The following is a 22,867-nucleotide window of genomic DNA, read 5'->3' on the forward strand; positions in this document are numbered from 1 at the left end:
ATTCAGCCTAGTAACTTTTATTAACAGTTAGCAACAGATAGCAATAGAAAACAAAAACGCCGTGTTAATAACACGGCGTTTTTTTATGCCTGCAAACTTTACGCTTGGGTGCTACTAATTAATCTGCGGCTGTAATCGGATTGTGGTTGGTTAAATACTGTCATGGTGTCAGCATAATCAACTACCTTGCCTTGATGCAACACCAGTAAGTCATCGGCGATATGACGTATTAAACGCAAATGGTTAGTAATCAGTAAATAGGCTAAGCCAGTAGTTTGTTGTAACTCTAGTAGTAAGTTAACAATTTGCGCCCGCAGTGAGGGGTCTAAGGCTGTTAATGCTTCATCTAGTATAAGCAGCTTGGGATCAAGTATTAATGCTCTAGCCAGCGCTACACGCTGAATTTGGCCGCCTGAAAACATATGCGGATAGTACTCTGCGTGCTCATCTAATAAACCTAACTGTTTTAAGGTAGTTTGAATTTTTTGCTGGCGTTGCTCTAAATTAAATATAGTACTAAAACGTAACACATCATCCAGCATTTGGCCGATTTTTTGATGCGGATTTAACGTGCGCTCAGCATCTTGAAAAATAAACCGGATCACATGATTATACTGACGGAAATGGCTTATTTTTACTTTTTCACCCGCCAGCACTATATCACCCGTATCGGGTTTTTCGATGCCAACTAACAGTTTAGCTAAGGTGCTTTTACCTGAGCCGGTTTCGCCGACAATGGCTAAGGTTTTACCCGCGTGTAAACTAAAATTGATATCGGTTAGGGCATGAATAGATTGCCGACCAAATATGCCTTTAGCCGTTTTATAGCTTTTAGATAAATTTCGCACTTCTAATAGGGCGGTCATAACGTTTCTTTTTCTATAAGTGGAAAATGACAACTGTAATAATGATTTTGTAATCGTACTAATTTCGGCGTTTTCACACATTCTTTACGCGCATTAGGACAACGAGGTCCTAAACGACAGCCAATGGGTAAATGCTGTAATACTGGAATACTGCCAGGTAAAGCATATAACGGCGTTTTCGCCGGTAACTCAGGTTGAAACTCTGGCACACTTTTGATTAAAGCATTGGTATAAGGATGTAAAGGTTGCTTAAGAATAGTGGCGGTTTCACCGGCTTCAACTAATTGACCACAGTACAATACACTTAAACTTTGGGTATAACGGGCAATCGTTTCCAGCTCGTGGCTAATCAGTAATATTGCGGTGCCTTTTAACTGATTAAAACTGGCTAATAGGCGAAATAATTGGGCTTGAGTGGCGGTTTCTAATGCGGTAGTGGGCTCATCAGCAATTAATAGTTTTGGACTTTTTGCTATCGCCATGGCAATAGTTACTTTTTGGCATATGCCTTCTGATAGCTGATAGGGGTAGCTATGAATTATCGCTTTATGATCTCGAATACCCACTTTGTGTAACAGCGCTATAGCTTTACGCCGGCGGTTATAGCTTCTGCGCCACCAAGGACCGTCTAATTGATGATCGGGGATAGCTTCTTCCAGCTGATCTATAATGACATCGGTCGGGTCTAAACTTAAGCTAGGCTCTTGGTAAATCATCGCGATGTCGCGGCCGATAATTTTCCGTTGCTGTTTAGAGTTCATGCGTAGCAAATCTTGGCCCGCCCAATGAAATCTATCGGCAGTCACTTGCCAGCGTTGATTTAATACGCCAACAATGGCTTTGGCAATTAAGCTTTTACCTGAGCCGGATTCACCCACTAAACCACGGGTTTCACCTTCGCGTAAACTAAAGTTAACCCGATCCACGGCACGAATTAAACCATCAGGCGTATTTAGCTCTATGGTCAGATTTTTGATATCCAGTAATAACATTAGCCATCTCGCCGTTTTTTGATTGCGGTACGTAAGCCATCACCGACTAAATTAACCGATAATACTGCTAAGAAAATCAGTAAGCCGGGTATGGCTATACTGGTAGGAGCTAAATAAATAAGATCGAGGGAGTCGGCTATCATAGTGCCCCATTCAGCAGTCGGCGATTGCGCACCTAAGCCTAGAAACCCCAGCGCGGCAATATCTAATATCGCTGTGGATAATGCCATACTGGACATTAAGGTTAATTGTTCCCAAGTGTTGGGTAAAATAATCCGTTTAAACACATGCCAGTTATTCGCGCCATCTAAGCGATAAGCGGTAACGTAATCTTCATTCAGTTGGCTAGCGATAGCATTACGAATACCGTGCACAAATTGCGGCAGTAACGCCAGCATTATGGCCCAGGTGGTATTAATTAAACCAGGGCCTAAGATAGCGACAATAATAATGGCCAATAACAGTGAGGGTATGGTTAGGGCTAAATCCAGAATATGATTTAGGACACTCGACTTCAGGCCTTTGCTCATTCCCGCCAACGCACCTAAAATAAGCCCCATAAATAACGAGCCTAGAACGGTTATTATGGCGACGCCAAAGGTATAGCGGGTACCAATTAACATCCGAGAAAATAAATCACGACCTAAATCGTCGGTACCAAAAGGATATTGGATCAAGCCTTGCTCTGACCAAGATGGTGGCACTAATAATAGGCTATCCATTTGCTGATTAGGATCATGTAATAATAGAAAGGGTGCAACAATACTAATTAAGGTAAAGGCACAAAATAATACTAAGCCTGCTACCGCACTGTGTTGGCGGGCAAATTCACGCCACAATTGCACTCTAGGTGAACGAGCAAGTTGCTCATCTGGCAAAATGCGAATAAACGCCATATTATTGCTTCCTTGCCAGTGGATTAAAATAGGTATGCAGTAAGTCAGTTGACATATTAGCACTAATCACAATGGTTGAAATCATCAACAAACCAGCTTGGATTGCCGGATAATTTCGCTGATAAATACTGTCAATTAACCAATGGCCTAAGCCTGGCCAAGAAAAAATAACTTCAGTAATCATGGCTAAAGTTACCAGCGTACTAAATTGTAAGCCAATTTGCCTGATTACCGGTAATAAAGCATTGCGCAAGCCATGACGATACAGCACTTGGCCGCGGTTTAAACCTTTAGCCCGAGCGGTTTTAATATAATTTTGTTGCCATACATCCAGCATGGAATCGCGGGTAAAACGCAGTAAAACGGTGGTGGGAAAGGTAGACAATACCACGGTTGGTAATAATAGGTGCTGCAGTGCGTTTAAAAATGCATCGCGTTTATAAGGGATGTCGGCGACATAAATATCCCATAATATAAAACCGCTTTGGTGCGGAATTTCATACAAGACATTAATTCTACCGGCCGTGGGTAACCAGCCTAAGCCTAACGAGAAAATCATAATTAGCAGAAAGCCCCACCAAAATATTGGCATTGAATAGCCCGTAACGGCCAGTGCTGAGATACTTTTACTTAGGATGCCTTCAGGCTTAATTGCCGCGACAATACCCATTGGTATGCCAATAAAAACAGATATTAAAAGCGCATAGCCAGCTAACTCTATGGTGGCAGGAGTTAAGTGGGTTATTTCTTGTAATAAAGGCTCTTGGCTAGAGAAAGACACCCCCCAATCGCCACTAAATATACGCTGTAAGTAAGCGATATATTGCGTAAAGTAACTTTGATCTAATTGGTAATAATGACTCAATTGTACCGCTTGCTCTGGGCTAATTTGGTGCAAGCCACTAAGGTTATTTAAAATATTGCCTGGAAACAAATAGGCCAAACTAAAAGCGAATAAGCTTAAGGCGATAAAGACAAACGCTAATAAAAACAGTCGCCGCAGTAAATAAGCTCTCATAATTTTTCCTTAGTGGCGTTGGCCAACGAAATACCACCATAAGGATTAATGGTTACGCCTTTAACTTCGGTATTTAAAGCTTGAAAGCGTTGAGAATGGGCCAGACTAACTAACGGCATTTGTTCCGAAATATATTGTTGTGCTGCCCAATAAAAACGGCGTCTTTGGTTTTGATCTGCGGTTAAAATAGCTTGGTTAATTAGCTGATCAAAATTTTCATCACACCAATTCGCCCGATTAGTGCCAGTTATAGCCGCACTACAGCTAAGTAATGGCCGAAAAAAATTATCTGGGTCTGGGTTATCTGCGGCCCAACCAATGAGAACAGAATCATGTTCGTAGTTGGTTAACTTACGCCGAAAACTATTCCATTCGTAAGAAATGATTTTGGCATTAATGCCAACTTGAGCTAAATCGGCCTGAATAAGCTCGGCCATTTTTATCGCATTAGGATTATACAACCGTTGTACAGGCATGGCCCAAATGTTCATGCTAAAGCCTTTGCCATAACCTGCTTCAGTTAATAATGCTTTAGCTGCGATGGGGTTATATTCCGTAGGGACTAAATTAGGATCATAGGCCCAAGACGTCGGCGGCAAAAGAGAGGTAGCAGCAGTGGCATGGCCATAATACACCGCTTGCATGATAGCTTCACGATTAATAGCTAAGGCTAATGCTTGGCGAACTTTAACATTATCAAACGGCGGTTTTTGGGTATTAAAAGCCCAAAAGCCGACATTCATACTAGTGCTTTCTTGAATATCAACATCGGCACGTTTACTCACTAGTTTTAGCTCAGCTACGCGCGGATAAGCAATAATATCGCATTCATGGGTAAATAACTTTGCCATACGTCTGGCATTATTAGGCACGATATCAAACACTAATTGTTCAGGTTTTGCTAAACCGCGCCAATATTTTGGGTGGCGATAATAGCGAATTAACACATCTTTTTGATATTCTTTAAACACAAATGGGCCAGTACCTATTGGCAGAGAATCTATTAGCGCTGGGGTATCACTGGCTAATAATTGACTAGCATATTCGGCTGATAAAATGGCACTAAAATCGGTGGATAAGGTAGATAAAAAAGAGCTGTTTGGTTGGCTTAATTCAAATTTAACAGTATGGCTGTCAACGGCGCTAACTCGCTTGACCAACTCCGACCATTCGACACTTTGAAAATAGGGGTAAGCGCCTTGTAAATGATAAGGGTGGTCGGGATCGCTAATGCGATTAAAAGTGAATACCACATCTTGGGCCTGTAATGGCCGGCTAGGGCTAAAATACTCGGTATGGTGAAACTCTACTCCAGGTCTAAGTGTAAATAGGTATTCCTTACCGTCAGCGCTGACTTGCCAGCTTAAGGCTAATCCTGGAATAATCTCGCCACTGTTAACATCCACATCTAACAGCCTATCGTATAGTTGCAAGCTAATAGCATCTATAGTGGTACCTGATGTGATTAACTGTGGATTAAACGATTCAGGAGAACCTTCAGTGCAATACACAATACTGGAATTAAACTGTTCCGGTAGTTGCGGCTGACAGGCACTAATAAATACACAGCTTAATAAGACGCAGCTAAGTACTACTATACGGCTAAACGCGGGTATGCGGCTAAATGCTGGCTTGATATTATTATTGATATCGAGATCCTGATTTAGGTTCATGTTTGCTGGCTTTCCAATAATTGATATTTTTTCATGTAGCCTCGCAATTGATGATAAGTCAAATTAAGCAGTTCAGCGGTTTTTTCTGGTTATATTGGCTAGCGGCTAAGGCTTGCTTAATTAAACTGATCTCAAAGTCTTGGGACAAGGTTTTAAAATCTTGATTATGATTAAAATCAATTTTTGCTGTGTTGGCGACTTGAGCCGCCGCTACGGGATTAACCTCTGTAGCAGTGCTGCTATTTACGTCATTAGGGCTTGCTGGATTAGCAGAGTTTTGGTTAAAGGGGTTGGCAGTAGAAGTATTAGCTGTCGTGGCGCTGGCTATTAACCGAGATTGTGGTCGATACGGCGAATCAAACGGATCTAACTGTATATTATGTACTGGTACATAAGCATTATTATTACGATAAACACTGCGCTCGACCACGTTTTTTAATTCCCGTACATTACCCGGCCAAGCATGGTCAACTAAAGTACGTTTAGCTTTCTCTGTAAAACCACTAAATAACTCAAAGCCTAATTCACGCGCCATATTAATCGCAAAGTGTTCGGCTAAATGCATAATATCTTCAGTTCGTTCCCGCAGTGGCGGTAAGGTAATCACATCAAAGGCTAACCTATCTAATAAGTCAGCTCGAAATCGACCTTGCTCTGCTAATAGGGGTAAATCTTCATTTGTAGCACAAACTAAACGGACATCGGTTTTAATAGAGCGGCTGCCGCCAACTCGCTCAAACTCACCATACTCTATCACTCTGAGCAGTTTTTCTTGGACTAAACTGGGCGTATTAGCCAGTTCATCTAAAAATAAGGTGCCACCATTGGCGCGTTCAAATCGGCCTTCATGCCGTTTACTAGCGCCGGTAAAGGCACCAGACTCATGGCCAAATAGTTCAGACTCTAGTAAGTTTTCATTTAAGGCCGCGCAATTTAAGGTTAAATAATTTTGATCCCAACGCTGAGATAAAAAGTGCAACCGTGCTGCGATCAATTCCTTACCCGTGCCTCGCTCACCAATAATTAATACTGGCTTGGATAAAGGTGCAATTTGTGACACTTGATCCAGCACGTTTAAAAAGCTATTTGACTGACCCAATAAATTATCTTGTTTGAATTTTCTACTCATTGGCTACTATTTGTTAGTTAAATTCACTAATTAATAGTGTATTTCATTATGGCGCTAAGCTAAAGCATTGCGGTGAAATAAATAAAATCTATTTAATTCAACGTGTTATTTATTGTTGAAAAGTTGGCAAGGAAACTGAATAAGCTTAGTGGTAGTAACATGTAAGCGAATAGGTTACTTAACAGGATATTTCACACGATATTCAACATAATACTTAGAGGTAAATACAATGGGTATTTTTTCAAGATTTTCTGACATTATTAACTCCAACATTAATTCACTACTGGATAAAGCTGAAGATCCAGAGAAAATGGTGCGGTTAATCATTCAAGAAATGGAAGACACGTTAGTTGAAGTGCGCTCGTCATCAGCTAAAACCATCGCTGAGAAAAAAGACTTACAGCGTTTAATTAATCGGTTACAAGGAGAAGTAACGGATTGGCAGGCTAAAGCTGAATTAGCGCTAAGTAAAGAGCGGGAAGATTTAGCCCGGTCGGCATTAATTGAACGGCAAAAGTCAGCAGAAAAAGCAGAGCTTGTCTCGGCCGATATCGCTAATTTAGATGAGCATATCAGTAAATTGCAAAGTGAAGTGTCGCAATTGCAAGAAAAGCTAGCGGATGCTAAAGCACGGCAAAAAGCGATGTTAATGCGTCAAAGTACTGTAACTTCTCGTTTAGAAGTGAAGAAAACGTTAGATAGCAATCGTATTAATGATGCCATGTATAAGTTTGAGCGTTATGAGCAAAAAATTGACAGCTTAGAAGCGCAAGTAGAGTCTTATGATCTAGGTAAGAAAACCTTAAAAGACGAATTTGCTGAGCTAGCCGCTCAAGACAAAATTGATAACGAATTAGCCGCTTTAAAAGCTAAAGTAAATCAACAAGATAAAGACGCCTGAATTTCAGGCGTTGGGGAGAAACAATGGGTGGTTTAGAAGTTATTGGTGTGCCGTTTATTTTGTTTATGATTTTTGTCGCGCCTATTTGGGTGATAATGCATTATCGAAGTAAGAATAAATTAGGCCAAGGCTTGTCTGACCAAGAATTACAGCAGTTAAATGAATTAGCGTTACGTGCTGAAAAAATGGCAGACAGAATTAATACACTTGAAGCTATATTAGATAGCGACAGTCCTAATTGGAGAAACCAATATGACTAGAAAAAGAGGCGAGTTATTACGCGATGACACTAATGCAAAAATTGCCGGTGTCTGTGCGGGTATAGCGGATTACTTTGGCTGGGAAGTATGGTTAGTTAGGATTATCACCGTATCAGGACTATTCTTAGGTATCGGTGGCTTTGTCTTTGTGCTGTATATCGCGGCGTGGCTGGTGTTAGGAAAAAAGTCTCAGGTGCAAGCTGAACTAAAAACCACCGGCTCGCAGGCTAAAACAGCAGTTAAAGATAAACATGTTGAAATAAAAACCCGGGTTTGGCAGCGGGGCGAAGCACCCAACCAAGTATTAAAGCATTTAAGTAATGAGTTTAATGAAATAGAGTTGCGGTTAAGAGATATGGAGCGTCATGTCACTTCAACCAAATTTCAGTTAAATAAAGAGTTTAATAATTTATAACGGTAATAATTTATAAACGAGCTTTAATTATTTAAAACAGTCTAAAGGAAGTAGATGAGCTTATACCAGAAAATTCGCCAGCAGAGTCGTGAGTTTAGCCAACGTACGCTAGATCGGCATTTACGACTCGGTGTTACTGGCTTAAGCGGTTCAGGTAAAACCGCTTTTATCACCTCATTAGTGCAGCAATTAACCCATGGTGATTTGCCTGCTCATTTACCGTTTTTTGCCGTGGTACGTGAGAAACGTTACTTAGGCGGCCAGGTAAATCAGCAACAACGGTTGTCAGTACCGCGTTTTCCGGTTGAACAAAATTTACAGCATTTACAGCAACAACCGCCGGTATGGCCACCGTCTACTCGTGGCTGGAGTCAGTTAAGTTTAACCCTACGCTATAAAGCGGCAACAGGCTTACGAGCTAGGTTGCAATCACGTAGTGAATTGGCTCTAAATATTGTTGATTATCCGGGTGAATGGCTATTAGATTTACCCTTACTTAATATGGATTATCAACAATGGTGTGAGTTTAGCTGGCGCTTATTTCGTCAACCCCATCGCCAAGCGGCCGCGAACGATTTTGAGCAACACTTGCGGTTATTAAATCTGCAAGATGGCTCAGAATTAGCCTTACAGCATAGTACTGAACAATATAAAGCATTATTACAGCAATATCATGATACGCCAGGAGCCTATCTTAATCAGCCCGGGCGGTTATTAGTGCCGGGCGAGCTCGCGGGTGCGCCCATGTTGCAGTTGTTTCCATTACTGCCTGAACAAGCCGGTGAGCATAGCGCTTTAGCTAAAAAGCTAGAGCAGCATTATAAAAGCTACTGTAAAAACGTGATTGAGCCATTTTATCAGCAGCATTTTGCTAGATTAGATCGACAAATTATTTTAGTTGATTGCTTAAGTGCCTTAAATCATGGTTATGCGGCGATGCAAGAGTTACAACAAGCATTACAACTGATTTTAAAAAGCTTTCATTATGGGCCATCGAGTTTATTGACTCGGTTGTTTAAACCGCAAATCAGTAAGGTGCTGTTTGCTGCCAGTAAGTCGGATCATGCTACGCCCGAGCAACACAAAGCGTTAAGTTTGCTGTTGCAGCAATTACTGCACCAACCGTTAAAGTTAAGCCATTATCAGTCGGCCATCACCGAAGTAATGGCTATAGCGGCTATCCGCGCTAGCACCAGCGGCTATGTACAGGCAGATGGGTTAGCCCAGCCGTGTATTCGGGGTGAAACACTCGGCCAAAAAAGCGTGACTTATTTCCCTGGGGAAGTGCCTGCAACCATCCCTAGCGCAGAGTTTTTTAATCAGCATAAATTTGAATTTTTAGCCCTGCAACCTATCAGTTGGGCTGAGCATGAACCCTTACCGCATGTGCGAATGGATCATGTTTTGCAGTTTATGCTTGGAGATAAAATGGAATGAATGAATTAAAAGCAGCGCGTCACTTTGAACAGTCTGCGCTGGATAAAAATGGGCCTCAAAGCGATTCAGCCCAAAGCGATTCAGCTCAAAGCGATTCAACTAAACGCGACGGTATAAAAGGTCAGACTGCAGAATTTAAAACCGTGCATCATTATGATGCCGCAAGCTTTATTGAGCTGCCTACTGAGTCTGAACCTGTCGCGTTAAAGCCAGCGCATACTTGGTGGTGGCGCTTAGCCAAGATCAGTGTGTTATTAGTGGTTGTTTTGTCGCTATGGCAATGGGCGGATATGCTGCAACAAGCCTGGCAAGACAATATAGCTAAAGCTGCTTTTTTAAGCATAACCAGTGCTGCCTTATTGGTTTTATTTACTACGCTATTGTGGCGAGAAGTAAGGTTGTGGCGCCGATTAGCGCGAAATAAACAATGGCATCAAAATGCGCTACGAATTAATGACAGTGTTCAATTTGGTGAAGCTAATTCCTTATGTCAGGCGATTAGCAAAAGCTTGCCAGAAACACCCAACATAATTGCTGCAACAGGTTTGTGGCAACAAGCTGTGCGTGATGAGCATAGCGATAAAGAGCAATTGCAGTTATTTGATCAAATCGTGCTAGCTGAACTGGATAAGCAAGCGCAACAACGAATTTATCGGGCCGCAACCGATACCAGTTTTGCCGTGGCTATTAGTCCCTTTGCCTTAGCCGATATGATTATGGTGCTATGGCGCAGTAGCCGTTTATTACGCGAGTTAGCGCAGTTATATGGTGGCGCTATTGGTCAGTTACGCAGCTTAGTGTTACTCAAACAATTGTTTGCGGCATTGTTATGGGCCGGAGGCTCGGAATTAGCCATAGACATGGCATCAGATGTCTTAAGCAGCGAGCTAACCGCTAAGCTGTCTTTACGTGCGGGGCAGGGTTTAATAGCGGGTTTGTTAGTGGCACGAATTGGTAATTTAGCTCAGCAGCAGTTACGTCCACTGCCAGCCACTAAACGTAGTAAGGTTAGTATTGGCAAATTAGCGGCCAGTTTAACCGGTCGTTTAAAAGCCAGTAAAGCAGACGCTGTAACTTAACTTTCATTTTATCTAATTTATACATGCCGGACAGCAAGATGTCTGGCATGCTTCCAAAATAATTATGATCTGCTATTTATATTGCGTCTATCATCCTTAAGAAGCAGTGCAGGTTATGCCACACACCATAAAAAACTTAGAAACTTTGTGTATTCATGCAGGTAAAGTCAAAAATGAGCACGGGGCTTTAGTGACGCCGTTATGTCAAAGCTCAACGTTTATTTTTGATAATGCCGAGCAGGGCGCCGCGCGCTTTGCTGGTGAAGAAGAAGGCTATATCTATACTCGCTTGGGTAATCCAACCACCCGAGAGCTAGAACTAAAAATCGCTGCGTTAGAAGGCATGGCAGATGCAGCTGCTACGGCAACAGGTATGGGTGCTGTGGCGGCAAGTACCATGGCGTTTTTGCAACATGGTGACCATTTAATTGCCAGTAAAGCCATTTATGGCTGCAGCTTTGCTTTGTTTAATCATATGTTTGCCCGTTATGGCATAGAAGTTAGCTTTGTCGATATGACCGATCCAGAAGCGGTAACGGCAGCCCTACAACCTAATACTAAGATGCTGTTTGCTGAAACCCCGATTAACCCGAATATGATTGTGTTAGATTTAAGCTTTATCGGCCGGTTTTGTCAGCAGCATGGCTTAATCTCGGTAATAGACAATACCTTTATGACGCCCTTACTGCAGCAACCGGCTAAGTTTGGTATCGATATTATTGTTCATAGCGCCACTAAATATTTAAATGGCCATGGTGATGTTGTCGCCGGCTTAATTGTATCAAATAAAGAAACAATCAATACCATCAAGATGACGACCCTAAAAGATATGGGCGCGACTATTAGTCCGCATGATGCGTGGTTAATTATTCGCGGCTTAAAAACCTTATCGGTGCGTATGGAGCGCCATTGCAGCAATGCACAGCAAGTGGCTGAGTTTCTAGAAGCACATGCGGCTATAGGCGAAGTGTTTTATCCTGGCTTAGCGTCGCATTCAGGCCATAAATTCATAGGCAATCAAATGAAAGCCGCCGGCGGTGTAGTGGCATTTGAATTAAAAGCTAGCTTAGATGAAGGTCGGTTTTTTATTAATCAGTGTCAACTGTTTAGTTTAGCGGTCAGCTTAGGCGATGCCGAGTCCCTTATTCAACATCCGGCGTCCATGACCCATAGCCCTTATACGGCTGAAGAGCGGCAGATGGCGGGTATTAGTGATGGTCTCATTCGTATTTCTGTGGGTTTAGAGCATGTAGATGACTTAATTGCAGACTTAGCCCAAGCCCTAGCAAAAATGCAGCAACGCCAATAAAGACAACTGCTAGCCATAGCCTGTAGCTTTATCTTTACGTAAGCGCAGATAACTTTACAGTGCTATTGGCTCTGTCATCATTAACTCTTCGGCCCTTATCGACTAGTATCGAGCACAAGCCGCTAACCGCAAGCGAGATATAATAATAAGCGGTTTAGCAAAAATTGATGTTTGATTAAAGTGTCCAGCAGGTTAGTTATGAGCAAATCGAGCAGTTATGTATCAAAGCAATCTGATGAAAATGGCTTTATAGCGTGGTCAGATGAAGATAACCAAATATGGCATGAGCTTATTACCCGCCAACTAAGTGTTATTGAGGGTAAAGCTTGCAATGAATTTATGCATGGTTTAACCAAGCTGAATTTGCCAACCGATCGGATTCCGCAATTAGAAGAAGTGAATAGTGTACTGCGTGAATGCACTGGCTGGGAATGTGCTGAAGTACCGGCATTAATCAGTTTTGATAAGTTTTTTCAATTATTAGCCAATAAACGCTTTCCGGTAGCCACTTTTATTCGTTCCCGTGAAGAATTTGATTATTTACAAGAGCCTGATGTCTTTCATGAGATATTTGGCCATTGTGCTATGTTAACCAACCCAGCATTTGCTGAGTTTACCCATATCTATGGCAAGTTAGGTTTAGCAGCCAGCAAAGAAGAACGCGTGTTATTGGCACGATTATATTGGTTTACCATTGAATTTGGATTATTAAATACCGCAGATGGTTTGCGTATTTATGGTGGCGGTATTTTATCGTCACCTGCTGAAACCCTATACGCGTTAGAGTCTGATATACCAGAGCGTAAAATATTTGATGCCGTTGATGTATTAAGAACACCGTATCGAATAGATATTATTCAGCCTATATATTTTATGATTGAGCAAATAGAACAATTATTTGATATCGCCAATTTAGATATGATGGCATTAGTTGAGCAAGCCAAAGCTTTGGGTTTACACGCCGCTAAATTTCCAGCAAAACAAAAAGTAAGTTAGAAATTGATAGGATAAGATATGTCTGATTTAAATAAAATGAAATGTGAAGCTTGTCATGCCGATGCGCCTAAAGTCTCTGATGCTGAATTAGCACAATTAATGGGCCAAATTCCAGATTGGGCGCCCGTTACCCGTGATGGTATTTTGCAGTTAGAGCGTGAGTATAAATTTAAAAACTTTAAACAAGCCTGGGCCTTTAATAATAAAGTGGCCGAACTTGCAGAAGCAGAAGGTCATCACCCAGCGTTATTATTAGAATGGGGCAAGTTAACGGTAACTTGGTGGTCGCATTCTATTAAAGGCTTACATAAAAATGACTTTATTTGTGCCGCTAAAACGGATGCCTTACTTTAATAAGCACTTATAGCTAATTATTAACCCTTACTCTATTCTCAAAGTAGTAGCATTTGGCTACTACTTTGCTTGTCTACTTGTTCTGCACATCATTGTATACGTTTTAATTCGTTCATAATTCTTTACAATATTACTAGTCTAGACTGACCCAGATGCCGTATTATAGACAGTAATTACTATTGGCTGGAGGCAAGGCTGAAGATGCGTTTAGAAATTCAATGTCAAAATAGACTGGGATTAGCGCAAGAAGTCCTAAATGTATTGGTAGGTTACCAATTGGACTTAAGGGGGATTGAAGTTGATCCGGTGTTAAACCGAATGTATGTATCATTTCCAACGGTTAACTTTGAAAAGTTTCAAGAATTAATGGCTAAAATCCGTCGTATCGAGGGTATTGATGATGTTAAAACCATGGCCTTTTTGCCCTCTGAGCGGGAAAAAAACGAATTAACCACCTTATTAAAAACCTTGCCCGATGGCTTAATAGCCATTGATTGCCGCGCCAATGTAACCGTTATTAACGATGCTGCACTTGAAGCGCTGTCGATTAGCCGAGCAGAGCTAAAAGGCCAACCACTGCAAACGTTGGTTAAAGGCTTTAATTTTCAGCGTTGGTTAGAAAGTGATGATGTATTGGCACAAACCCGACGGATTGAAATCCACGGCAAGCGATTTGTTGCTGATGTATTACCGGTCATGGTGCCCAGTGAGTCAGGTGTAGAAATTTTAGCCGGAGCGGTGATTAATTTAAAATCAGAAAGTCGCTTAGGCTTGCATATGGTCGCGTTTAAAAAAGGCGATCAAGAAAGTTTTAATACCTTACAAGCGCACAGTAACCTGATGCGTAAAGTGGTACGAGAAGCCAAAAAAATGGCTCAGCTAGATGCACCCATCTTGATTATGGGTGAAACCGGTACCGGTAAGGAATTACTAGCACGTGCGTGTCATGCTGCTAGCAGTCGGATTAATAAACCGTTTTTAGCTTTAAACTGTGCCTCTTTGCCTGACAACGTAGCTGAGTCAGAACTGTTTGGTTATGGCGTTAATGCCTTTCCCGGCACTACCGATGCTAAAAAAGGTATTTTTGAGCAAGCCAATGGCGGCACGGTATTTTTAGATGAAGTGGGCGAGATGTCAGCGCAATTGCAAATTAAGCTAATACGCTTCTTGCAAGATGGTAGTTTTCGCCGGGTTGCGGATGAGAATGAAGTTAAAGTGGATGTACGCGTTATTTGCACCACCAAAAAAGATTTGCCGGCCATGGTGCAAGAGGGTAAGTTTCGCGAAGACTTATATTATCGGTTAAATGTATTAAGTTTAACCTTGCCGCCATTACGAGACAGAAAACAAGATGTTGTGCCTTTAGCTGAGTTCTTTATTGCTAGGTTTGCTGCCAGACTAGGCCGTAAGGTGCCGCATTTAACCAGTAGTTGCGCCCAGTTTTTACAGTCGTATCCTTGGCCGGGTAACGTTAGGCAATTAGAAAATGCATTGTATCGAGCCATCACTCTATTGGATGATGTTGAATTAGATATTGAGCACTTACAGTTGCCGAGTTACAACAATGATTTTGGTTATTTAGAGCAAGATTTTGATGGCACCCTTGATGAAGCGGTAAAACAGTTTGAAGCTAATTTATTACGTAAGTTGTTTCCTGCTTATCCCAGCTCGCGGCAATTAGCCAAAAAGTTGGGGCTTAGCCATACTGCTGTTGCCAATAAACTGCGCGATTATGGTATTAATCGCAAGAGCGTAAAGATTTAAGCACGATTTGTGCACTAATCTGTGCGGTATTATGTACTAATAAAAGGCCAGCAAAGTGATTTGCTGGCCTTTTTGTTGCTTAATTACAATTAAAAATTAAATCGTAATGATTTGTTTACAGTTTTTAGCTAAATCTGGCTGAATATGGCTGGAGTCAGCGTAAGGCGCATGGCTTCCTTTTTAAATTTGCTAGCGCATGATAGAGCCATCATAGACGTAAGATGGAAAATAAAATGACTGATAAAATAAATCCTTTAGGTACTGATGGTTTTGAATTTGTAGAATATACCGCCGCTGATGCCCAAGGCATAGAAAAACTAAAGCAGTTGTTTTTCGCTTTAGGCTTTAGTGAAGTTGCCCAGCATCGCTCTAAGCAAGCTTGGTTATATAAGCAAGGTGATATTAACTTTATTATTAATGCTGAGCCAAACTCGCAAGCAGAAGGTTTCGCCGCTAAGCATGGTCCTAGCGTTTGTGCGATGGCATTTCGAGTAGAAGATGCAGCTAAAGCGCTACAGCACGCGCTTAAAAATGGTGCTAAAGAATATAAAAATCAAGTCGGGCCAATGGAGCTGAATATTCCTGCCGTATACGGCATTGGTAGCAGCTTACTGTATTTTGTTGACCGCTATGGCGCAAACTCGGTATATGAAATTGACTTTAAATTCTACGATAACTGGCAGGCTAAAATGGCTGAGCACAGCGTAGGACTTGAAGTGTTAGATCACTTAACGCATAACGTGATGCGCGGCAATATGGCTGTGTGGGCCGGTTTCTATGAAAATATCGGTAACTTCCGTGAAATTCGTTATTTTGATATTGAAGGTAAGTTAACCGGTTTAGTGTCTAAAGCGATGACCGCGCCTTGTGGCAAAATCCGTATTCCAATTAATGAATCTTCAGATGATAAGTCACAAATTGAAGAATTTATTCGTGAATATAAAGGTGAAGGTATTCAGCATATTGCATTATCTTCTGACGATATTTACCAAACTGTACGCACGTTACGTGAGCGCGGTATGGACTTTATGTCAACGCCGGACACCTATTTCGATAAAGTGAATGAGCGTGTTGAAGGCCATACTGAAGATTTAGACCAGTTACGCGAATTAAAAATACTGATCGACGGTGCGCCAATGAAAGACGGTATTTTATTACAAATCTTTACCCAAACCGTGATTGGTCCTGTTTTCTTCGAAATAATTCAGCGTAAAGGCAATGAAGGTTTTGGTGAAGGCAACTTTAAAGCGTTATTTGAGTCTATTGAAGAAGATCAAATTAAACGTGGAGTAATAACCGATGCGTAAATGGGCATCTTTTCCGTTAAAGGAAGGCGATGTATCACGACAAGCACATGCTGATTTTCCAGAGCAAGCTATCTACGAACGGGAAACCGGTCGTAGCGGCTTCTTTGGCCCAGCAACACACTTTCATCACCAGCATGCACCAACCGGCTGGAGTGATTGGCAGGGCCCATTGCGGCCACGCTTATTTAACTTTAATGATGTCGGTGCCAATCAAACCGCTTCACCTTGGTCCGTGCCCAATTTATTGTCTAATGCCCATGTTAAAATGCGCACTTGGCGTATTGATCAGGCCATGACCAAATTAGTCCGTAATGCGGACGGTGACGATTTATTGTTTATTCATCAAGGCAGTGCCGATTTATACTGTGATTACGGCCACTTAACTGTCCGTGATGGTGACTATGTAGTGATACCACGCTCAACTATGTGGCGGTTAGAACCCAAAGAGCCAATGTTTATTCTGCTAATAGAAGCGACTAATGATAGCTTCCAATTACCGGAAAAAGGCTTAGTGGGTAATCATGCTATTTTTGATCCCGCGATGCTGGATACGCCTAAAATTAACGCTGAATTTAAAGCGCAATATAGTGAAAAAACCTGGCAAGTTGATGTTAAACGACACGGTCAAGTATCTACCATTACTTATCCTTATAACCCGTTAGATGCTATTGGCTGGCATGGTGACTTAACTGTGATGCGGATTAATTGGCGTGATATTAGGCCATTAATGAGCCATCGTTATCATTTACCGCCTTCTGCCCATACTACCTTTGTTGCGCAACGCTTTGTGGTTTGTACCTTTGTGCCTAGGCCGATAGAAAGCGATCCGGGTGCGTTAAAAGTACCGTTTTATCATAACAATGACGATTATGATGAAGTGTTATTTTATCACGCGGGTGACTTTTTTAGCCGAGATAATATTGAAAAAGGTATGGTATCTTTTCATCCTGCAGGCTTTACTCATGGCCCACATCCTAAAGCGTTTGCCGCTGGACAGCAGTATAAGAAAAAGTTTACCGATGAAGTCGCAGTGATGTTGGATACTCGTGACGGCCTTGAAATGTCTGATGCTGCACTGGCAACTGAGAACCCTGAGTATGTTAATAGTTGGAAAGTTGCAGAGTAGCGGTTTTGTATAAGGAATTAGAATGAAATTAGCAAGTTTAAAGAATGGCAGTCGCGATGGTAGTTTAGTGGTAGTTAGCCGCGACTTAACGCGCTGTATCTCGATCCCAGAAATTGCCAATACTATGCAACAATTATTGGATAATTGGTCATCTTTAGCACCTAAAGCAGAAGCCGTTTATCAAGCATTAAATAGTGGCAGTGTATCAGATGGCCAAATATTTAATGCCGCTGACTGTGAGTCACCGTTACCGCGCGCTTATCAATGGGCAGATGGTAGTGCTTACGTTAACCACGTAGAGTTAGTGCGTAAGGCGCGTAATGCAGAAATGCCGCCGAGCTTTTGGACCGATCCGCTAATGTATCAAGGTGGCTCAGATGACTTTATTGGCCCATGTGACGATATTTTGGTTGAAAGCGAAAGTTACGGTATCGATTTTGAAGCTGAAGTAGCGGTTATTACCGATGATGTTGCTATGGCGTGCACTGCTGAAGATGCACTAACTAAAGTTCGTTTATTAATGTTAGTCAACGATGTGTCATTACGCGGTCTCATTCCAAATGAATTAGGCAAAGGCTTTGGCTTTTTCCACTCCAAACCTTCTTCAAGCTTTAGTCCCGTTGCGATAACACCAGATGAGCTAGGTGATAACTGGCAGCAAGGTAAAGTGAAGTTGCCGTTATTATCAACCTATAATAAGCAATTATTTGGCAAGCCTAATGCAGGCGTTGATATGACCTTTAATTTTGGCCAGTTAATTGCCCATGCTGCTAAAACGCGGAACTTAGGTGCGGGCACGGTTATTGGCTCAGGCACTGTGTCAAATAAACAGGGTACTGATTTTGGTACTGCCGTTACTGAGGGTGGTGTCGGTTATAGCTGCATTGCAGAAATTCGTATGATTGAAACTATTCGCGATGGTAAACCTACTACTGCATTTATGAAGTTTGGCGATACTATTCGACTAGAGATGCTGGATCAGCAAGGTGCGAGTATCTTTGGCGCCATAGAGCAACAAGTGGTGCAATATAAAGTTAAGTAAGCTCTTGAATTAAGCAGGTATCAGTATGAAACTTTATGGTTATTGGCGTTCGTCAGCGGCGTATCGGGTACGGATAGCATTAAACTTTAAACAGCTTAGTTATGAAAACTTACCGGTGCATTTAGTAAAAAATGGCGGTGAGCAACATAGTGCTGAATACAAAGCGCTTAACCCGACGGAGTTAGTGCCGACATTGCTGGATAACGAGCTAAGTTTAAATCAATCTTTAGCGATAATAGAGTATCTGGATCAAATGTATCCACAACCGAGACTGCTGCCAGACGATGCTGGTGCTAAAGCACAAGTGCGTGCCTTAGCCTTAGATATTGCCTGTGATATTCATCCGTTAAACAACTTGCGGGTTTTACAGTACTTAACCGGGCCGCTGGCGTTATCTGAACAGCAAAAACAGGCTTGGGTTATACACTGGCTTGAGGTTGGCTTTAGTGCCTTTGAGCAGCGGTTAGTGGCTTGTGCTGGTAAGTTTTGTGTCGGTGATGATGTAAGCTTGGCTGATATATGTTTAGTGCCGCAAGTGTACAATGCCAAGCGATTTGGTTTGGATATGACCGCCTATCCACGTATTAACGGTATTGTTGAACATTGTCAGCAGTTAGCGGCTTTTGCCTTAGCTGCGCCGGAAGAACAAGCAGACGCGCAGTAAAGACTGTTTATTCTAGATTATTACTCAGCTTACAGAGATAATTTAGCAAATAGTAGAAACTATAAATGACTGCCATGGCAGTCATTTTTTTTGCTTAGCGAATGATATATGAGGTAATGGTTTTAATTAGCTTATTACATGTTAGATAAATTAAAAATAAAAATATTTTTTGTCTCATTTTTTGCCTGCTCTGGTAATCTGTTAACATTAATTTGCTGAGCCTGAGGCGTTTCAAAATGAGCAATATGATGAGCTCGGTTAATCAACGTACTAATTTAGTGGGCAATAACCGTCTAGAGTTATTACTATTTCGCTTACACGGTAAGCAGTTATTTGGTATTAACGTCTTTAAAGTGCGCGAAGTATTACAATGTCCTGAATTAACCGAAATGCCTGGCGCAAGCCCGCATGTCAGAGGTATTGCCCATTTACGGGGTGTGCCGGTGATGGTGATAGATCTAAATCAAGCTACCGGTGGTAAGCGGATTGAAGATTTATCTACAGCGTTTATTTTAGTGACAGAATATAATCGGCATACCCAAGGCTTTTTAGTTAATGGAGTGGATCGCATTGTTAATATGAAATGGGATCAAATCTTACCGCCACCAAAAGGAGCGGGCAGTGGTCACTATTTAACGGCGGTAACAGAAATTGATAAAGCCTTAGTGCAAATTATCGATGTTGAGAAAGTGTTTGCTGAAATAAGCCCTGTAAACGAAGAAGTAAGCGAAAAAGTTAAAACCCATACGGTTGATCGTGATCTTGCCAATATCACGGTATTAGTGGTTGATGACTCTGCTGTGGCACGTAACCAAGTTAAACGGGCATTAACCAGCGTGGGAATTAAGGTTGAGTTGGTCAACGATGGCAAGTTAGCCCTTAATTGGTTACAAGCTAAAGCGGCTGAACTGGAAGGTAATATCGAGGCACTAGTGCCTATAGTTATTTCTGACATTGAAATGCCAGAAATGGATGGCTATACGCTAACGGCAGAGATAAAAGCTGATCCGGATTTACAATCAATTCATGTCGTATTGCACTCATCGTTAAGTGGCATATTTAATCAAGCTATGGTGAAAAAAGTGGGTGCAGATCAATTTATCGCTAAATTTCATCCAGATGAATTAGTCTCAGCAGTGCAAAAATGGCTGAGTGAGTAAATAAGGTAAGTAAAAGGTACTTAACATGAAATTTAAAATGCCCAAGCGAATTATTAATATTGGTTTAGTTTATGCGGGTCTTTTTGGTATTTTATTTCAGCTTGTCGCGTTTGTTTTCGCGTGGTGGCACGGTATTAGTTTACAGCCAAGTTGGATATTAACCTTGGCCGCACCCTTGTTATGCATCTTATCGGGTATTATACCGGCGTTACAGTTGCAGAAAGAGCCTGACTAAACCTTTAACTAAACCTTTAAACTAATGCCCTTAATCTAAGCCTTAAATTTAAGCTATTAAATAAAGCGCCTAACGGCGTGGTTTATACATGCCCTCAACTCTTATTTCTTTAATGCCCTGTTCGGTAAAATAAAAGTTTATTTGACCAGGGCCAGTACTAAATTGAAACCTCTCATCATTGACTAGCAGGATATATTTACCGCGAGCTTGGCTTTTCTCATCTTTATACAGTTTTATATTATGCTGTTGTAAACTGAATTCGAAGCCATCGAGAGGTTCATTAATAAAATCGGGTACCCAGACAAATTCATTATTTTGCAGAATTAATACTAATGAGTATTTTTGCGGTACTGAAGGTACGGTAATACTCTGTCTGCCGACAATAAAACGATAATCACCGTCTTGGCGAAAGTAACTAAAACCAAAATCAAAGTGTTCAGTGCGGCCGTTAGTTAACAAGACCGAGCCGCTACCATCGAGCTCAAACTGGGCCATAACTGACGTTGTGGTGAATAATAGCAATAGTATGCAGTAGCGTAATACAGACATTATTTCTCTCCCGCCAGTGATGACTCGTTTAAACGACGACTAATTTAAACTAAGCAAAATTTTTAAACTTGAGTAACATCAACGACCAATTTTAACTTTTGACCCGGTTGAATAAAGTTACTTTTATTAATTTGGTTCCACTTTACTATATCGGCAACAGTAATACTAAAGCGTTGGGCGATACGCGCTAACGAGTCACCTTGGCGCACCTTATAAGTTAGCGTTCGCGTTACACTCTCTATATCGGCAGCATTTTGCATAATGACAATTTTTTGGCCTAATTTCAGCCCGGCGTTTTTATTAATGCCGTTCCATTTTGCAATATCATCGACACTGACTTTATATTCACGGCTTAAATCCCATAAGGTATCACCGTGCTTAATGGTATATTGAGTTTTTTTGCTTATATTCGGTTGGTCAATAGTGTGAGCATTGGCTCGGTCGTTTAATTGGCTAGCTTTAGCAATACTGCTATTAACATCACCTTCTGCAGTGCTGGGTATCAATAAATGCTGGCCTAAGCGTATGGTGTTATTACTTAATTTATTAATACGCTGAATAGCATTAACAGCAGTATTATGTTGCTGGGCAATTTTGCCTAACGTATCACCTTTAACCACGGTATAGCGTTGCCAACGAAGCCAATCACGCTCTGGAGTCTGGGCTAATTGGCTTTGAAACTGCTGTTCAGCGGCAATAGGTAGTACTAAAGCATGCGGACCTTCAGGGTCGGTAGCCCATTGTTTAAAGCCCGGATTTAAGGCTTGTAATTCCGCCACGCTAATACCGGCCATTTTAGCTGCTATGGTTAAATCAATTTGATTATCCACTTCAACTAAGCTTAACTTTGGCTCATTGGCAATAAATTTCCAAACGACATCAAAGTCATCTGGGCGCTTTAAAATGTCAACTAAAGCCAATAGTTTAGGCACATAAGCAGTGGTTTCTGCTGGTAAATCTAAAGACCAAAAATCGGTAGGTAAACGGCGTTTTTTATTTAATTTTATAGCGCGCATAATGCGGCCTTCACCCGAGTTATATGCCGCAATCGCATTTAACCAATCGCCTTCTAAGGTGTCATGCAAATACTTTAAATAATCCAGTGCTGCGTTGGTAGAAGTGATAACATCATTACGACCGTCATACCAAAAGTTTTGCTTTAAACCAAACCGCTTACCGGTAGCCGGCATAAACTGCCACATACCTGCTGCTGAAGCATGAGAATAAGCGTAAGGGTCAAAAGCACTTTCAACGATAGGCAGAAGCGCTAACTCTAGCGGCATGTTGCGCTTTTCTAGCTCTTGAACAATGTAATATAAAAATGGTTGGGCGCGGGTAGAGATGCGATCAAGATATGTTTGGCTAGCAGTATATAAATTTCGTTGTTCAACGATAGGTCTAGTTTGCGGTACTTCAAAGCTTAATTGGTATTGGATCCGTTGCCATAAATCTTCTAACTCAGCGGCATCTAGTTGGTTGCTATCAGGCGGCACACCCGATAACCACAGTTGCTCAGCTATTTGTTCGGCGCTAGCAGCATGACGAAAAAAATCTGCAGCAGGCTTCTTTTTCACCGTATTTACAGTTGGAGCAGTGTTGTCGGTGTTGTTTTCACTAGCATTTTGACTAACACAACCTGTGAGTATTACGATGCCTGCTAATGCAGAAAATTTTTTAAACATGACTTCATTCCGA

The 22,867-nt window shown here is 41.6% G+C and carries 23 protein-coding genes; 15 read left to right on the forward strand and 8 right to left on the reverse strand.

The window, feature by feature from the left end; all coding sequences use genetic code 11:
* Window positions 1-98 precede the first annotated feature (98 nt).
* From BI198_RS06625 to pspF, 6 genes are read right to left on the reverse strand one after another with little or no spacing between them, the layout of a single operon-like run.
* Window positions 99-866 (reverse strand): ATP-binding cassette domain-containing protein, encoded by a 768-nt coding sequence (locus BI198_RS06625; RefSeq protein WP_070048844.1) that lies wholly within the window; start codon window positions 864-866, stop codon window positions 99-101.
* On the reverse strand, window positions 863-1,858 hold the full coding sequence (locus tag BI198_RS06630) for a peptide ABC transporter ATP-binding protein (protein WP_070048845.1): 996 nt from the start codon (window positions 1,856-1,858) through the stop codon (window positions 863-865). Before BI198_RS06630 ends, BI198_RS06625 begins: the two co-directional genes overlap by 4 nt.
* Window positions 1,858-2,754: an ABC transporter permease subunit gene (locus BI198_RS06635; RefSeq protein ID WP_070048846.1), complete on the reverse strand. Its 897-nt coding sequence runs from the start codon at window positions 2,752-2,754 to the stop codon at window positions 1,858-1,860. Before BI198_RS06635 ends, BI198_RS06630 begins: the two co-directional genes overlap by 1 nt.
* A gap of 1 nt (window position 2,755) precedes the next feature.
* A complete protein-coding gene (locus BI198_RS06640) occupies window positions 2,756-3,772 on the reverse strand; it encodes an ABC transporter permease (protein WP_070048847.1) in 1,017 nt (338 codons plus the stop codon).
* On the reverse strand, window positions 3,769-5,445 hold the full coding sequence (locus BI198_RS06645; RefSeq protein ID WP_083256574.1) for an ABC transporter substrate-binding protein: 1,677 nt from the start codon (window positions 5,443-5,445) through the stop codon (window positions 3,769-3,771). The genes BI198_RS06640 and BI198_RS06645 overlap by 4 nt, the downstream gene beginning before the upstream one ends.
* A 58-nt stretch (window positions 5,446-5,503) precedes the next feature.
* Window positions 5,504-6,574: a phage shock protein operon transcriptional activator gene (pspF, locus tag BI198_RS06650; protein ID WP_235605266.1), complete on the reverse strand. Its 1,071-nt coding sequence runs from the start codon at window positions 6,572-6,574 to the stop codon at window positions 5,504-5,506.
* Between the two features lie 229 nt (window positions 6,575-6,803).
* On the opposite strand from pspF, the gene pspA reads away from it, so the two are divergent.
* From pspA to BI198_RS06725, 15 genes are all read left to right on the forward strand, one after another.
* A complete protein-coding gene (gene pspA, locus BI198_RS06655; RefSeq protein ID WP_070048848.1) occupies window positions 6,804-7,475 on the forward strand; it encodes a phage shock protein PspA in 672 nt (223 codons plus the stop codon).
* Window positions 7,476-7,498: 23 nt separating this feature from the next.
* Entirely contained in the window at window positions 7,499-7,735 is a 237-nt protein-coding gene (gene pspB, locus BI198_RS06660; protein WP_070048849.1) for an envelope stress response membrane protein PspB, read from the forward strand.
* A complete protein-coding gene (gene pspC, locus BI198_RS06665) occupies window positions 7,728-8,150 on the forward strand; it encodes an envelope stress response membrane protein PspC (RefSeq protein ID WP_070048850.1) in 423 nt (140 codons plus the stop codon). The genes pspB and pspC overlap by 8 nt, the downstream gene beginning before the upstream one ends.
* Before the next feature lie 54 nt (window positions 8,151-8,204).
* Window positions 8,205-9,587 carry a YcjX family GTP-binding protein gene (locus tag BI198_RS06670; RefSeq protein WP_070048851.1) on the forward strand — a complete coding sequence of 461 codons (1,383 nt, stop codon included), beginning with the start codon at window positions 8,205-8,207 and terminating at the stop codon, window positions 9,585-9,587.
* Complete coding sequence (locus BI198_RS06675; protein WP_070048852.1) at window positions 9,584-10,666, forward strand: TIGR01620 family protein; 1,083 nt, start codon at window positions 9,584-9,586, stop codon at window positions 10,664-10,666. Before BI198_RS06670 ends, BI198_RS06675 begins: the two co-directional genes overlap by 4 nt.
* Window positions 10,667-10,781: 115 nt before the next feature.
* A complete protein-coding gene (locus BI198_RS06680; RefSeq protein WP_070048853.1) occupies window positions 10,782-11,975 on the forward strand; it encodes a trans-sulfuration enzyme family protein in 1,194 nt (397 codons plus the stop codon).
* A gap of 198 nt (window positions 11,976-12,173) precedes the next feature.
* Window positions 12,174-12,971, forward strand: coding sequence for a phenylalanine 4-monooxygenase (gene phhA / locus BI198_RS06685; protein ID WP_070048854.1), 798 nt, complete (start codon window positions 12,174-12,176; stop codon window positions 12,969-12,971).
* An 18-nt stretch (window positions 12,972-12,989) separates the two neighbouring features.
* A complete protein-coding gene (locus BI198_RS06690) occupies window positions 12,990-13,325 on the forward strand; it encodes a 4a-hydroxytetrahydrobiopterin dehydratase (RefSeq protein ID WP_070048855.1) in 336 nt (111 codons plus the stop codon).
* 201 nt (window positions 13,326-13,526) lie between these two features.
* Complete coding sequence (tyrR, locus tag BI198_RS06695) at window positions 13,527-15,089, forward strand: transcriptional regulator TyrR (RefSeq protein ID WP_070048856.1); 1,563 nt, start codon at window positions 13,527-13,529, stop codon at window positions 15,087-15,089.
* A 233-nt stretch (window positions 15,090-15,322) separates the two neighbouring features.
* Window positions 15,323-16,396 (forward strand): 4-hydroxyphenylpyruvate dioxygenase, encoded by a 1,074-nt coding sequence (gene hppD / locus BI198_RS06700; protein WP_070048857.1) that lies wholly within the window; start codon window positions 15,323-15,325, stop codon window positions 16,394-16,396.
* Window positions 16,389-17,522 carry a homogentisate 1,2-dioxygenase gene (locus BI198_RS06705; protein ID WP_070048858.1) on the forward strand — a complete coding sequence of 378 codons (1,134 nt, stop codon included), beginning with the start codon at window positions 16,389-16,391 and terminating at the stop codon, window positions 17,520-17,522. The genes hppD and BI198_RS06705 overlap by 8 nt, the downstream gene beginning before the upstream one ends.
* A 22-nt stretch (window positions 17,523-17,544) precedes the next feature.
* Window positions 17,545-18,564, forward strand: coding sequence for a fumarylacetoacetate hydrolase family protein (locus BI198_RS06710; protein ID WP_070048859.1), 1,020 nt, complete (start codon window positions 17,545-17,547; stop codon window positions 18,562-18,564).
* 25 nt (window positions 18,565-18,589) lie between these two features.
* Window positions 18,590-19,228 (forward strand): maleylacetoacetate isomerase, encoded by a 639-nt coding sequence (gene maiA, locus BI198_RS06715; protein ID WP_070048860.1) that lies wholly within the window; start codon window positions 18,590-18,592, stop codon window positions 19,226-19,228.
* A 236-nt stretch (window positions 19,229-19,464) separates the two neighbouring features.
* A complete protein-coding gene (locus BI198_RS06720) occupies window positions 19,465-20,388 on the forward strand; it encodes a chemotaxis protein CheV (RefSeq protein ID WP_070048861.1) in 924 nt (307 codons plus the stop codon).
* 25 nt (window positions 20,389-20,413) lie between these two features.
* Window positions 20,414-20,623, forward strand: coding sequence for a hypothetical protein (locus BI198_RS06725; protein ID WP_070048862.1), 210 nt, complete (start codon window positions 20,414-20,416; stop codon window positions 20,621-20,623).
* Window positions 20,624-20,692: 69 nt separating this feature from the next.
* Here the strand turns inward: BI198_RS06725 and BI198_RS06730 are convergent, their stop codons facing one another.
* Window positions 20,693-21,172: a hypothetical protein gene (locus BI198_RS06730; RefSeq protein ID WP_070048863.1), complete on the reverse strand. Its 480-nt coding sequence runs from the start codon at window positions 21,170-21,172 to the stop codon at window positions 20,693-20,695.
* Between the two features lie 62 nt (window positions 21,173-21,234).
* Window positions 21,235-22,854 (reverse strand): LysM peptidoglycan-binding domain-containing protein, encoded by a 1,620-nt coding sequence (locus tag BI198_RS06735; RefSeq protein WP_070048864.1) that lies wholly within the window; start codon window positions 22,852-22,854, stop codon window positions 21,235-21,237.
* Window positions 22,855-22,867 lie beyond the last annotated feature (13 nt).

This window comes from Rheinheimera salexigens (genome assembly GCF_001752395.1).
Lineage (GTDB): Bacteria > Pseudomonadota > Gammaproteobacteria > Enterobacterales > Alteromonadaceae > Alishewanella > Alishewanella salexigens.

Excerpts from the sequence above, each read along its gene's own strand:
- BI198_RS06625 (WP_070048844.1), bottom strand. The coding sequence starts at position 866 with ATGACCGCCCTATTAGAAGTGCGAAATTTATCTAAAAGCTATAAAACG.
- BI198_RS06630 (WP_070048845.1), bottom strand. The coding sequence starts at position 1,858 with ATGTTATTACTGGATATCAAAAATCTGACCATAGAGCTAAATACGCCT.
- BI198_RS06635 (WP_070048846.1), bottom strand. The coding sequence starts at position 2,754 with ATGGCGTTTATTCGCATTTTGCCAGATGAGCAACTTGCTCGTTCACCT.
- BI198_RS06640 (WP_070048847.1), bottom strand. The coding sequence starts at position 3,772 with ATGAGAGCTTATTTACTGCGGCGACTGTTTTTATTAGCGTTTGTCTTT.
- BI198_RS06645 (WP_083256574.1), bottom strand. The coding sequence starts at position 5,445 with ATGAACCTAAATCAGGATCTCGATATCAATAATAATATCAAGCCAGCA.
- pspF (WP_235605266.1), bottom strand. The coding sequence starts at position 6,574 with ATGAGTAGAAAATTCAAACAAGATAATTTATTGGGTCAGTCAAATAGC.
- pspA (WP_070048848.1), top strand. The coding sequence starts at position 6,804 with ATGGGTATTTTTTCAAGATTTTCTGACATTATTAACTCCAACATTAAT.
- pspB (WP_070048849.1), top strand. The coding sequence starts at position 7,499 with ATGGGTGGTTTAGAAGTTATTGGTGTGCCGTTTATTTTGTTTATGATT.
- pspC (WP_070048850.1), top strand. The coding sequence starts at position 7,728 with ATGACTAGAAAAAGAGGCGAGTTATTACGCGATGACACTAATGCAAAA.
- BI198_RS06670 (WP_070048851.1), top strand. The coding sequence starts at position 8,205 with ATGAGCTTATACCAGAAAATTCGCCAGCAGAGTCGTGAGTTTAGCCAA.
- BI198_RS06675 (WP_070048852.1), top strand. The coding sequence starts at position 9,584 with ATGAATGAATTAAAAGCAGCGCGTCACTTTGAACAGTCTGCGCTGGAT.
- BI198_RS06680 (WP_070048853.1), top strand. The coding sequence starts at position 10,782 with ATGCCACACACCATAAAAAACTTAGAAACTTTGTGTATTCATGCAGGT.
- phhA (WP_070048854.1), top strand. The coding sequence starts at position 12,174 with ATGAGCAAATCGAGCAGTTATGTATCAAAGCAATCTGATGAAAATGGC.
- BI198_RS06690 (WP_070048855.1), top strand. The coding sequence starts at position 12,990 with ATGTCTGATTTAAATAAAATGAAATGTGAAGCTTGTCATGCCGATGCG.
- tyrR (WP_070048856.1), top strand. The coding sequence starts at position 13,527 with ATGCGTTTAGAAATTCAATGTCAAAATAGACTGGGATTAGCGCAAGAA.
- hppD (WP_070048857.1), top strand. The coding sequence starts at position 15,323 with ATGACTGATAAAATAAATCCTTTAGGTACTGATGGTTTTGAATTTGTA.
- BI198_RS06705 (WP_070048858.1), top strand. The coding sequence starts at position 16,389 with ATGCGTAAATGGGCATCTTTTCCGTTAAAGGAAGGCGATGTATCACGA.
- BI198_RS06710 (WP_070048859.1), top strand. The coding sequence starts at position 17,545 with ATGAAATTAGCAAGTTTAAAGAATGGCAGTCGCGATGGTAGTTTAGTG.
- maiA (WP_070048860.1), top strand. The coding sequence starts at position 18,590 with ATGAAACTTTATGGTTATTGGCGTTCGTCAGCGGCGTATCGGGTACGG.
- BI198_RS06720 (WP_070048861.1), top strand. The coding sequence starts at position 19,465 with ATGAGCAATATGATGAGCTCGGTTAATCAACGTACTAATTTAGTGGGC.
- BI198_RS06725 (WP_070048862.1), top strand. The coding sequence starts at position 20,414 with ATGAAATTTAAAATGCCCAAGCGAATTATTAATATTGGTTTAGTTTAT.
- BI198_RS06730 (WP_070048863.1), bottom strand. The coding sequence starts at position 21,172 with ATGTCTGTATTACGCTACTGCATACTATTGCTATTATTCACCACAACG.
- BI198_RS06735 (WP_070048864.1), bottom strand. The coding sequence starts at position 22,854 with ATGTTTAAAAAATTTTCTGCATTAGCAGGCATCGTAATACTCACAGGT.